Genomic DNA, 11,765 nt, shown 5'->3' with positions numbered 1-11,765 from the left:
GTGCGCTACGCGTACCCTAACGAAGCAGGTAGTAGCCGGCGATGGTAACGCACGCGACGGCGCTCACGATCATCAAGATCACCAGCCACTGCGGCGCGCCGTCGGTCGGGATCATGATCGGCTCGTCGCCCTGGACGGGCGCGCGGGCGTTGCGCTCGTCCAGCGCGTCGTCGGCCGGCAGGGGCGAGGCGACGTGGTCGTAGTCGTCCCCGTCGTCGTCCATGTCGCCGTCCGCGCTGCTCAGCCACGATTTCGGCGAGGGAGGGCGCTGCGAGATCTTCTTCTCGTCGAGCTCCTTCACCTTGCGCGCCGGCTCGGACGCGGCGGCGTTCTGGGCCAGGAGGTGCTCGGGCAGCGCGTACTTCTGGTAGCGGAGGTCCTCGATGTCCTCGATCTCCGGCAAGGCGAGCCCGTCGCCGTCGAACTTCGCGACCACGACCGTGATGTTGTCGTGCCCGCCGGCCTGGTTGGCCCGATCCGTCAGCACCTTGCAGGCCTCGATCGGATCGTCGACGCTCCGCAGCACCTCGCGGATCTCCTCGTTCCGCACCATGCCCGAGAGCCCGTCGGAACAGAGCATCAGCGTGTCGCCCCGCTTGAGCTCCACGAAGGTGAGGTCGACCTGCACCGAGTCCGCGGTGCCGAGCGCCTGGAGGATGATGTTGTTGTGCTCGAAGGTCTCGGCCTCCTCCTCGGTGAGCTGGCCCGCCTCGATGAGCTGGTTCACGAGCGACTGGTCGCGCGTCACCTGCACGAGCCGATCGCCGCGGAGGACGTACGCGCGGCTGTCGCCGACCTGGCCGAGGAACAGGTGATCGTCCATCAGCGCGGCGATGGTCGAGGTGGTCCCCATCCCCCGCCGGGTCCGATCGAGCTTCGCCTCGCTGAAGATCCGGAGGCCCGCCGCCTCGATCGCCTGCACCAGCCGCGCCGCGAGCTCGTCGTGGTCCTCCGGGGGACCGGCAACGCTCATCCGCTGGTAGATGATGTCGACCGCGAGCTGGCTCGCGACCTCGCCGGCCGCGGCGCCGCCCATGCCGTCGCACACGCCGAGCAGGGCGCCCCGCTCGCCGACGACCTGGTAGCGATCCATCTCCATCAGGCCGCGGCTCGCCTTCGTGAGATCCGCGACGATGAAGTTGTCCTCGTTGTGCTCGCGGACCTGGCCCACGTCGGTCCGGCCGAACAGCCGCAGCACGACCTCGGGGCGACGCGGCTCGTCGGGCGGCGTCGCCGCGCCGTCCATGCCGTCGGGGCGCTGCCCGCCCTCGTCCGGCTCGCCACCCCCCGGCGCCTCGCCCGCGAAGCGCCCGGCAGCGTCGCTGTGGGCCTCCGCGGCAGGGGTCTCGTCGAGCGCGCCGTCGTACGACGCGGCCGCGAGGGAGGCGTGCGCCTGAGCGGCGGCCGGCGGCACATCGGGGGTCACAGCGTCTCCGGGGTCGTCCGACCGTGCGGCGCTTCCATCCGCGTCCTCCTCGCGCGACCCGCCGGCGGTGAGCCGCACCCGCGGCGGCGGAGGGAGCTTCCGCCCGACCTTCTCCGGGCTCGATGTGCTGGGCGCCTTCACGGGCTTCACGGAGATGCCAGCCTTCTGCGCGGCGTTCGCGGCCGGGCGCGTCTTGGGCGGCGGGGGCTTCCAGTTCACGGGCTTGCCTGCTTCCACAGACCCCGCCTTGCCGGACTCGAGCGACGCGGCGCCGTGCGGGGAGTCACGAAGCGCCTTGCCGGCGTGGCTGCTCGAGTCGGTTCCTGCGGACGTCGCGCCGGGGAGCCCCTCGACTTCCAGCGCCTCGGTCGGCGTTTCGCGGACGGTCTGGTCGCTCATCGGTGGAGATCCACGCGGAACAGGTGCTGCCCGATGCGCACGAAATCGCGATCGAGGAGGCTGACGTCCTCGCGGATGGCGACGTAGGTCCCGTTCGACGAGTCCAGGTCGCTGAGCGAGAACTCCCCCGTGGCCGGGTTCCTCCGGATGGCGGCGTGGCGTCGCGAGAGGAACGGATCGGCCGTGAATACGATGTCTCCCGTCTCCCGTCCGATCACCGTCTCATCCCGGTAGAGGTGGTACACGTCCCGCGTCACGCCCTCCACCGTCCGCTGGCAGAGTCTCGCCCGGCGGTGGATGGCGGGCGAGCCAAACAGCAACGTTCCATGCTGGATGGCATGGCCGAGGCCTCGCTCGCCGTCGTTCACGGTCTGAAACTGTAACACCTCGAGGCCCAGGAGGAGCAAGTCGCCATCTCGGAGGGGGTGCGTCTTCCGGATGCGGAGGTAAATGCGGTTGACGCTGCCCAGGTCACGGAGAACCCAGGACCCTTCCTGCGGGATGAGCCGCGCGTGCCGCGGCGAGACGTACTGGTCGTCCTCGAGGAGGATGTCCCCCTCGGTTCGGCCGATGTCGATCTGCGGGCCCGCGAGGGGGAAGCTCTTCCCCTCGGTCCCGTCTTCGACGATCACGATGAGCTTGCCCTCGAGCGCTCGGGTCGGCTGGGTGTCAGCTGGAACCCACGCCGGCGGGCGAACCGAGAGGGACGCGCGCAGCGGCGCGAGCGGCCGCTGGGAAGCTGGCGGCGCGTTGCTCGCCTCGGTCGAGATCGGCCCGGCGGGCTCGGCCTTCTGCGGGGGCCGCTGCGGGTCGCGCCGGGCGTCCGGGGCGGGCGCGGGCGCGGGCTGCGGGTGTTCGGAGGCGGGCCGCTCGCCCTCGAGGGGCGCACCGCAATACTTGCAGAACCGCGTGCCCGCCAGGCACTGACCGCGACAGCGCGCGCACTCGACCGGCGGGGCGGGGGCCCGCTGCGACGACGCGATGTCGACCACCGGCGAGCCGACGATCTTGTCCGCGTTGCTCCCGCTGGCCGCGGGCGGGGGCAGCCGCGCTGGGGGCAGGGCGACCGGGGGCAGCGGGGGCGGAGCCGGCCTGGCCGGCGCGCCGACCCGTTGATGCGCGTCTCCGGCGCCGGAGCGCTCGTCGCGCGCCGCTGGCGGCGGCGCAGCCTCCGCGGGCGGCGCGTGCCGAGGCGCGGCGGGCGTGACGTCGTGGAGACCTCGCGCGGTCGTCCCGATCTCCTCGTGGGGCGGGGGCGCCATGTACGGCGCGCCAGGGGAGAGCGCGGCGCCTGGCTCGCCGCGCTCTCCCCTGGCGCGCTTCGACACCTGGCTCGTCGGCTGCGGGGCGCCCGCCGGCGCTCCGCCATCTCTCCTGTTCAGCGCCGCGCCGCACGTCACGCAGAAGCGGTAGCCCGGAGGGTTCTCCCCGTTGCAGTTCGCGCAGGAGAGCCCCAGGATCGCGTCGGTGATCGAGGGCGTCGCGGGCGCGTCACCCCGCTCGGTGGCCCTCGCCCCTTGCAGGGCTGGCACCATCTGGATCGCGCTGTCCAGCGCGCCAGCAGCCGGCGTCGCGGCGCCCTCGCGCGCCGGGCGCGAGGCGCCCTCGGCGCGGCCGTGCACCGCCGGCATCGCTGGTTCCGTCCTCGCCGAGCTGAGCGGGCTGAAGGAGAACACGGGGGCCTCCGGGCGAAGGCGCCCCGGCGCGCCACGAGGCCCCGGCGCCCTGGCGGCCGCGCGGGCGTCGTTCGCCGGCGGCGTCTCGGCCTGCGCGGCCGCCGGCAGGGCCGGGAGCGACACCTGCGGCAAGCCGCTCGGCGGCGTCGGCGGGACGACCCGCGCCTCTCGAGCCTTCAGCCGTCGACCGCAATCCTGACAGAACGTCAGATCGCCAGCGTTGTCGCGGCCGCACACATCGCAGATCACGCTGCCGAGGGGACCGCGGAGCGACGGTCGAGTCAAGTAGCCGGTGCGTTCTCTCGAGCGGACAGGGGAACCGCTCAGCGCCGGCCGACCTCGGTCCGCACTTCGAGAAGGAGCTCGAAGCCGACGAATTGCGCGATGGCGGTGGCCCGGTCGTAGTTGGCCGTGTCCCTCCAGCCAGCGAGCAGCACCGGCCGGTACACGCAGCTGACGCCGAGCACCGCGCGGCGCGAGACCTCCAGCTCGACCCCGACGCCGCCGAAGATGAGCGCGCCGCCCGTCTCGACGCCCCACTCGTTCCCGTAGGCGACGCCGCCGATCCCGGCGGAAAAGTAGGGAGCCGCCCGGTAGCCGATGTCCGGCAGGTACCTCATCTCGGCCCGGAGCTGCTGGAAGATTCCAAGCCGGTAGAGGTTGCTCGAGTCCATCTTGGTGAACTGGTACGCGCCGCCGAAGTACCAGGGGCCCGGCGACCGGTATCCGCCGCGGATCGCGAGCCCGCCTCCGCTGCCCAGGATGCACGCGTAGAAGGGCCCGGAGCGCGGGCAGGCAGCGCCAGGATCGAGGCTCATCTCGGCCACGAGGGCGACGCCGTACTGCACGTACTCGACGTGCAGCGGCGGCGGCCGGGAGGCGAGCTCGACGCGCGGCTTGACGGCGGGCGATGGCTGCTGGTCGGCGGCGGCCTCTTCCCCCGCCGCGTCGAGCCGAGCGCTTCCGGCGGACGTGGCGCGGCCGCCCTCGGCCCCTTCGCCGGGGCCTCCGCCCGTCCGGTCGCCGGCGGGAGCGCCCGGCGCGGCGCCGTGGACAGCGCCCTCGGCCCGGGGGTGCGGAGGCGCGGCCCGCGCTGTCAAGGACAGCAGGGCGCCGGCCGCGGTGGTCGCGGCCCAGAGCGCGCCGGGCGGAGATCGCAAACGCACGAGTTGTTTGAGATACGCGAGAGATCTGCCGCCGGCAACGCTCCTCCGCGGCGCGGGCGCTGGGGCGCGCCGGCGCCGACCTCCGACGTGGGCGCGCGCGGCCGCCTGGGGCACGTCCGCGCCGCTGCGCGCCCGCCGCGCCCCCAGGAAAAGACGCGACGGGAGGGGGAGGCGAGCGGTCTCTTGAAGCTCGACACCATACGCCGCTTGACGGCAGCTGCGAGGGTCGCCTAAACGAAGCCACCTTCATGGAGATTCACCTCGACAAGCGTGCCGTAAAGCAGATCCGCCTCTCTGCGGCGGATGCCGTTGAGGAAGGCGACACCGAAGCGCTGCGCGAGGACGTCCTCGAGGCGTTCTCGGAGGAGCAGGTCGAAGAGATCGAGCGTCGTCTGGACAGCGGCGATTTTTTTGAGTTCTTGACCGACGTGCTCGACGAGTGGGGGGGCGACGACGTGGACGAGCTCTTCGAGCTCCTCGAGACCCAGCTCGGCGACATCGGCATCGATCTGAAGTACGAGCCGCGCGAGGACGACGACGACCTCGACGAGGCCGACGACGACGACCTCGCCGACGACGACGACGAGGACGAGGACGACGACGCCGAGCTGGAGCCCGAGGACGAGGACGACTGAGCGCGGTCGGCGCGGCGACGCGCCGCGCGGCGTCCCCGCGTCAGGGGTCCTTCCGTTCGTCGAGCTCGCGGAGGATGTAGTCCGCGCACGGGCGAGGCGCCGCCGGGAGCGACGGACATAGCGCGTGCGCGCAGCGCGCGTAGCGCGATTCGGGGAGCTCCCGGACGATCTGGGCTGCGGTGGCGCACGCCTCCTTGCTCCGGCCCTCCTCGCGCCACAGCTTCGCCTCGGCCCAGAGCGCGTCGTCGCGCAGGATGGACGCGGGGTGGTCCGTATAGAGCTTGCGCAGCTCGCGGCGCGCGGCCGCGCGATCGCCGAGCGCGTCGCGGTAGAGGCGCGCGATCTCGAGCTGCGCGTCGTCGAACTTCCCGCGGTCGTAGCTGCCGGTGACGGCCGGCTCGCGCGCGGAGAGCATCTCCCTCAGGTAGCCGATGGCCTCCTCGGGGCGCCCGAGGGACGCGGCGAGCTCCGCCGCGTGGAACAGGGCGTCGTCCGTCAAGCTGCCGACGGGGTACGGGTGCGCGCGCGCGGCGGCGACGAGCGCGCGCAGCGCGGCCTCGCGATCGCCGCTCCGCTCCAGGAGGAGCGCGGTGTGGTAGGCGACGTCCTGATCGAGCTCCGTCCCGCGGAGCGCGGGGCCGTGCTGCCGCAGCCACGCGAGCGCGCCCGCCGCGCCGGCGCGGTCTTCTTCGCGCTGGATGAGCCGCTTCAGCGCGTTGCGCGCGAGCCCGTGCGACGGGCGGCGCAGCGTCGCCGCCAGCAGCATCGCGTAGCCCGCGTCCGCGTCGCCGTGCTCGATCGCGAGATCGGCGAGCTCGAACTCCGCGCGCTCCGAGCGCGGCCCGCGCGGCGAGTCGGCGAGCAGCCGCTCGTACGACGCGCGCGCCTCGCCCCAGGACTCCGCGCGCTCGAACGAGCGCGCCTGCATGAGGCGCGCCTCGTCGCGGTCCTTCACGCGCAGCGCCTGCGACGCGGCGTCGTCGAACGAGCGGGCCGCCTCGCGGTAGCGCCCCGCGTGGTAGGCGCGCTCGCCGGCGGTCATCGCGGTGAGGTAGGCGTCGCCGCGCACCGGCGCGCACGCGGGGCCGAGCAGCGCGGCGATCGCGATCGCGACGGCGAGTGCCGGCGCGGGGGCGTTCGTGGGGCGGCGGCTCATGCGCGCGCGCCCTCGGCGCCGCGATCGCGCGGCAGCGCCAGCACCTCGGCGAGCGCCTCGGCGAGGGCGCTCGCCGCGGGCGCGACCTGCTCCGGCGCGAGATCGAGGTGGGTCACGGCGCGGACGGCGCTCCGACCCGTCGCCCCCACGAGCACGCCGCGCCGCCGCGCGGCCTCGACGAGCCGCTCCGCCGGGACGCCGGGCGTCTCGATGTAGAGGATGTTCGTCTCGGGCTCCTCGATCGTCGCGGACGGCGCCGCCGCGCGAAGGGCCGCCGCGCGCATCGCCCGCGCGATGGCGCGCGCGGCCTCGTGGTCCTCGGCGATGCGGCCCTGGTGGTGCGCGAGGGCGTACAGGGCGGCGGCCGCGAGCACGCCGGCCTGCCGCATGCCGCCGCCGAGCATCTTCCGGAAGCGAAGCGCGGCGCGGACCACGTCGGCGCCGCCGCACAGCGCGGAGCCGACGGGCGCGCCGAGGCCCTTCGAGAAGCAGACGCTCACCGTGTCGAACGGCGCGGCGAGCTCGGCGGGCGTCCGACCGGCGGCGACCGCCGCGTTCCAGAGGCGCGCCCCGTCGAGGTGCAGCGCGAGCCTGTGCGCGCGCGCGACCGACGCGATGGCGAGCACGTCCTCCTGCGGGAAGACCCGGCCGCCCGCGCGGTTGTGGGTGTTCTCGATCGCGACGAGGCGCGTGCGCGGGAGGTAGTACTGCGGCGGCTTGATCGCGTCCTCGACGTCGGCCGCCTTGAACAGGCCGCCGCGCCCGGCGAAGACGAACTGCACGCCGCTCCAGGCGGGCGCGGCGCCGCTCTCGTAGAACGCGCAGTGCGCGCCCTCGCCCGCGATCACCTCGTCGCCGCGCTGCGTGTGGCAGAGGAGCGCGATCTGGTTGCCCATCGTGCCGCTCGGCACGAAGAGCGCCGCCTCCTTGCCCGTGAGCTCCGCGACGCGCTCCTCGAGCGCCCGCACGGTGGGGTCCTCCCGGTACACGTCGTCGCCGACCTCGGCCGCAGCCATGGCGGCGCGCATGGCCGCGGTCGGTCGGGTGACGGTGTCGGAGCGGAGATCGATCGTCGCTTGCATCCTGGAACCTCGGCTGTCGGCGTCGGCCGACGTTGTAGCACCGCGTGGCGCCGCGCCCGCTACGCGGGGCTCGCCGCCGCGAGCCGCGGGAACCGCTCGGCCATCCGCCACGCGATGCGCGTCGCCATCGCCATGATCGGCACCTGCGAGTTCACGCCGATGCTCGTGGGGAGGATCGAGCCGTCGGCGACGAAGAGCCCCGGCAGCGCGAAGCACTCGCCGCTCTGATCGACGATCCCGCGCCGCGGGTCGTTCGCCGCCCGCGCGCTCCCGAGCGGGTGGAACGCCATGCACTCGATGCGGCGCGCGTCGATGGACGCCGCGCGCTCGGCCGCGCGCGCGGCGTCCATCGACGTGACCGGCGGCGCGCCGAGCAGCGCGGTGTAGACCTCGCGCGCGCCGGCGGCGAGCGCCATCTCGCTGAGGATCGTGATGGACCGGCGGAGCCGCGCGAGGTCGCGCGGCGCCATCGCGTACGAGACGAGCGGCTCCCGGCCGGGGCCGGGGCGGACGCGGCCGCCGCCCTCGTCGTGGATCATGGCGCCGAAGACGGCGCAGCGCGACAGCGCGGCGGCCCGGCGCCGCAGCGCGGGCCCGACGCCTGGGAGGCCCGCCGCGAGCACGTTCACCGCCGAGTAGACGCCGACGAGCTTGATCCCCTCGGCGTCGAAGTGGTCGGAGTAGACGCTCTGGAGCGCGCCGTCCCAGCCGTTCAGCGCGTCGTCGAACCGGGCGACCACGCGCACCGCGGGGTGCAGCGTCACGCCGTCGCCGAGCCCGGAGCTCGCCCCGAACGCGCCCGTCGTGCGGAGGAGCAGCGGCGTGTGCAGCGTGCCGCACGCGGCGACGACGGCCTTCGCGCGCACCCGGAACCGGCGCGGCGGGGCCCCCGGCTCGCCGCCGAGCAGCCTCCCCTCGACGCCGACGGCGCGCCCGCGCTTCACGGCGATGCGCTCGACCAGCGCGTCGGCGACCACGCGCGCGCCATGTGCGGTCGCCGACGGCAGGTAGGCGACGTCGACCGAGCGCTTCGCCCCGGCGGGGCAGGTGAAGTTGCACCGGCCGTTGCCCTCGCACGCGTCGCCGGTGTTGCGGCGGAGCGGGCGCATCGGGATGCCGAGCCGGCTCGCCCCCTCGACGAGCCGCGCCGTCGAGGCGGAGCGCAGCGCCTCGGGGACCTCGCGGACCTGCAGCCGATGCTCGACGCTCTCGTACGCCGCCTCGAGGGCGCGCTCCGACAGCTCGTCGAGGCCGAGGTCGCGGGTCCACCGCGCGTGGACGCTGCCCGGGATGCGGAAGCACACCCCGCCGGTCACCACCGACGATCCGCCGACGGCGCGCCCCAGGGTGAGCGAGATCATCGGCGTCTGGCCCACGCCGAACGCCGTGAACAGGCCGGCCTCGCGGAACAGCCGCCGCACCGACTCGCTGGGCTTCCAGCGCTGGTAGTCGTCAGGGCGAACGTAGGGGCCCTCCTCCAGCACGATCACGCGCCGCCCCGCCTCGGCGAGCAGCGCGGCGACGACCGCGCCGCCGGCGCCGGAGCCGACCACGACGACGTCGCACGGCTCGTCGAACCCCGCGGGCAGGTCGCGCCCGCTGACGATCGGCTCGCTCGACGCGACGCCGCCGTTCACGCGCCGCCCCCGGCGCCGAGCCCGGGCAGCCTGCGCCGCGCCGCGGTGCTCTCGCGGTCGAAGCCCGTCAGCGCGAGCTCCGCGCCCTCCTCGAAGGCGGCGATGCACATCGGCACCTTGAAGGCGAGGAGCAGCATCGCGAGGAGCCCGGAGCGGCTCGACTCGAGCGCCTCCAGGTACGCGAGCCGCCGGCCGAGCGAGAGCCGGCTCATCCGGCCGAAGGCGCCGATCACGAAGGGCGGCAGCAGCTCGAGGCAAGCGGCCAGCAGCGCGAAGCTGCGCCGGGTCTCGGGGCTGCCCTGGCCGAGCGCGAGATCCAGCGCCGCGACCGCGCGCTCACACACCTCGGCGCCCGGCGGGGCGAGCTCCCCGCGCTCGTCCTCGTCGCAGAGCATCGCCTCGGCGGCGGCCCACGCGACGCGTCGCGCCCACGGCGAGAGCCCGCGCCCGGCGCGCTCCCACCGCTCGATCCCTCGCGCGGCGCGCTCGGGCGCGCTGCCTCCCCCGTCCTCTTGCATGGCGGCGAGAGCCTAGCCCGGATCGACGCGGCGCCGAGGTCGAAGGCGGCGCGCGACGCGGTCGGGTGATCCCGGGCGCTTGGCTCGGCCACGCCGACGGGCCGTTCGCGTGCCATTGCAGAACGACATCCTGACGGTCCGCGGAAGGCGCGCGCCGTGTCGCGTCGAGCGCAGCGCAGCGCGGCGCGCGGATCGCTCTTCGCGGCCGCGCGTGGGCTGGCTGTCCGCCGCGGATCCGGTTCTGGTATTCAGCAGTGCGGCCGGGGGAGCACGGAGGAACGATGGCGGAGCGATCGCTGCAGCACCGGGATCCCGATAGCAAGGACGACGAGACGCTGAGGAGAGAGGCGCGCGTGCACCTCGCGAGCGAGCCGGCGCTGCAGCTCGTGGCCGAGCTGATCGCGCGGCTGCGCGAGCTCGATCTGCCGTGGTGGACGCCGATCAAGCTGCGCGAGCAGTTCGGCGCGGTCGAGCGGATGGGCTGGTTCCGCGAGCGCAGCGACGTGCGCCAGCAGATCACGACGTCCCTCACCGGCCTCTCGCCGAAGGCCGCCCGCCGCAAGACGCCCGACTTCCAGGGCGCGCTCATCGATTCCGTCATCGACGAGGGCGACATCACCCCGCGCGCGTTCGAGGACGCGTTCGACCCGCGCGATCTCGCGGTGTACGGCCCGGCCGGCGGCTACTGGCAGTTCTTCCGGGACTCGATGCCGTGGGATCAGGACACGCCGCAGCTCCAGGAGATCGTCGCCTGGCTGCTCAAGGCGCTGCTCGCGGATCGCAGCCCGTTCGAGGGCATCGGCAGGACGCCGATCCTGACGCCGTGGGACGTGCGCACGGCGATCGACGGCCGGCTGTGGCAGACCCGCATCCCGCTCGAGATCCGCGTCGCCATCGACAACGCGCGGCTCAAGCAGGAGCGCGAACGCCCGGGCGTGCCGTTCCACGCCGACGGCGAGCTCGCGATCGCCGGGCCGGACGTCATCGCTGCGAACATCCCGCCGCGCGACATCCTCCCCGTGGTGCAGCTCGCGCAGAAGGCCATGCGCTTCGACGGGCCGCGGGCCGCCACGCCGAAGGCGGCGGCGCCGGTGGAGCTCTCGTCCGGCCGCGGCGGCGCGCCCGCTGCCGCTCCGCCGGCCGGGGCTGCGCCTGCATCGGCGCCGGGGGTCTCCGCTCCCGTGTCGAAGCCGGCGGCGTCGGCGTCCGGCGGGCCCGTGTCGGCGCCGGCGGCGTCAGCGCCTGTGTCGTCCGGCGGCGCGCCCGTGTCGGCGCCTGCCTCCGGCTCGTCCGGCGGCGCGCCCGACGCGGCCCAGGCCGGCAAGGCCGCCGCGAGCGCCGCGCCCTCCGGGGCGGCCGGCTCGCCGCCGGGAGGCCTCGCGGCGTCGGTGAGCAGCCCGCCGGCCGGCTCCCCCGCGGGGCCGAAGGCCACCGGCAGCATCACGCCGCCGAGCGCGATCGCCGCGAGGCCGCTCGCAGCGGCGGGCGTCGCGGCGGCGGTCTCACCGCTGGGGGGGGAGCCGTCGCGCGGCAGGCTCCCGAGCGACCCTGGCGCCTCGCCGGCGCGTGCATCGACGCCGCCCCCTCCGGCGGCGCGCCCGTCGACGCCGTCCGTGCCTCCGGCGCCGCGCGCGTCGACGCCGCCCGCGCCGCCGGTGCCGCGCGCGTCGACGCCGCCTGCGCCGAGCGCCTCGCCGGACGGGGCCAAGGTCGAGTCGCTCGACGACCTCGAAGAGGAGGACGACGACGACGACGGAGACGGCGGCGTACCCGAGAGCGAGCGCACGAATCCGTGGGCGACCTCCGGCGACGGGAAACCCAAGGACGACCTCGACGACATCGGCGACGTCGAGTCGGTGAAGTAGGGGCCGCCGGAGCGCGGAGCGCCGTCCGCGAGCGGATGGCGCGCCGCTCCGTCATGGCGCCGCGCCGCGCTGCCCGCGGCGATCTTCATGTTTCTTCACACGCGCTCCTGAACATCCTTCACACGCGCTGCGCAGCTTCGAGGTGTCCCGGAGCCGCGCGCCTGCGGCTCCGGTCCTTGCTGCCCGGGGCGGCGCCCGCGTTCGG

9 protein-coding genes are annotated in these 11,765 nt (G+C 74.9%); 2 read left to right on the top strand and 7 right to left on the bottom strand.

Going from position 1 to position 11,765, the window contains the following annotated elements; all coding sequences use genetic code 11:
- Positions 1 to 16: 16 nt before the first annotated feature.
- From ACSRUE_RS38105 to ACSRUE_RS38095, 3 genes are read right to left on the bottom strand one after another with little or no spacing between them, the layout of a single operon-like run.
- A complete protein-coding gene (locus ACSRUE_RS38105; RefSeq protein WP_441287861.1) occupies positions 17 to 1,825 on the bottom strand; it encodes a Stp1/IreP family PP2C-type Ser/Thr phosphatase in 1,809 nt (602 codons plus the stop codon).
- Complete coding sequence (locus ACSRUE_RS38100) at positions 1,822 to 3,786, bottom strand: FHA domain-containing protein (protein ID WP_441287860.1); 1,965 nt, start codon at positions 3,784 to 3,786, stop codon at positions 1,822 to 1,824. Before ACSRUE_RS38100 ends, ACSRUE_RS38105 begins: the two co-directional genes overlap by 4 nt.
- Positions 3,787 to 3,824: 38 nt before the next feature.
- Positions 3,825 to 4,667, bottom strand: coding sequence for a hypothetical protein (locus ACSRUE_RS38095; protein ID WP_441287859.1), 843 nt, complete (start codon positions 4,665 to 4,667; stop codon positions 3,825 to 3,827).
- Positions 4,668 to 4,915: 248 nt separating this feature from the next.
- Between ACSRUE_RS38095 and ACSRUE_RS38090 the strand changes: the two genes are divergently transcribed.
- Positions 4,916 to 5,302 (top strand): hypothetical protein, encoded by a 387-nt coding sequence (locus tag ACSRUE_RS38090; RefSeq protein ID WP_441287858.1) that lies wholly within the window; start codon positions 4,916 to 4,918, stop codon positions 5,300 to 5,302.
- Positions 5,303 to 5,342: 40 nt separating this feature from the next.
- Here the strand turns inward: ACSRUE_RS38090 and ACSRUE_RS38085 are convergent, their stop codons facing one another.
- Genes ACSRUE_RS38085 through ACSRUE_RS38070 form a run of 4 tightly spaced genes read right to left on the bottom strand, consistent with a single transcriptional unit; the run spans position 5,343 to position 9,695 of the window.
- Complete coding sequence (locus tag ACSRUE_RS38085; RefSeq protein ID WP_441287857.1) at positions 5,343 to 6,458, bottom strand: tetratricopeptide repeat protein; 1,116 nt, start codon at positions 6,456 to 6,458, stop codon at positions 5,343 to 5,345.
- Positions 6,455 to 7,540 (bottom strand): low-specificity L-threonine aldolase, encoded by a 1,086-nt coding sequence (ltaE, locus tag ACSRUE_RS38080; RefSeq protein ID WP_441287856.1) that lies wholly within the window; start codon positions 7,538 to 7,540, stop codon positions 6,455 to 6,457. The genes ACSRUE_RS38085 and ltaE overlap by 4 nt, the downstream gene beginning before the upstream one ends.
- A gap of 59 nt (positions 7,541 to 7,599) precedes the next feature.
- On the bottom strand, positions 7,600 to 9,177 hold the full coding sequence (locus ACSRUE_RS38075; RefSeq protein WP_441287855.1) for a GMC family oxidoreductase N-terminal domain-containing protein: 1,578 nt from the start codon (positions 9,175 to 9,177) through the stop codon (positions 7,600 to 7,602).
- Positions 9,174 to 9,695 (bottom strand): hypothetical protein, encoded by a 522-nt coding sequence (locus ACSRUE_RS38070; protein ID WP_437985617.1) that lies wholly within the window; start codon positions 9,693 to 9,695, stop codon positions 9,174 to 9,176. The genes ACSRUE_RS38075 and ACSRUE_RS38070 overlap by 4 nt, the downstream gene beginning before the upstream one ends.
- A 281-nt stretch (positions 9,696 to 9,976) precedes the next feature.
- On the opposite strand from ACSRUE_RS38070, the gene ACSRUE_RS38065 reads away from it, so the two are divergent.
- Positions 9,977 to 11,560 (top strand): hypothetical protein, encoded by a 1,584-nt coding sequence (locus ACSRUE_RS38065; RefSeq protein WP_441287854.1) that lies wholly within the window; start codon positions 9,977 to 9,979, stop codon positions 11,558 to 11,560.
- Positions 11,561 to 11,765 lie beyond the last annotated feature (205 nt).

Origin of the sequence: Sorangium sp. KYC3313 (genome assembly GCF_052075895.1) — a bacterium.
In the GTDB taxonomy this organism is placed as follows: domain Bacteria; phylum Myxococcota_A; class Polyangia; order Polyangiales; family Polyangiaceae; genus Sorangium; species Sorangium cellulosum_B.
This window is presented reverse-complemented; position numbering and strand designations above follow the sequence as displayed.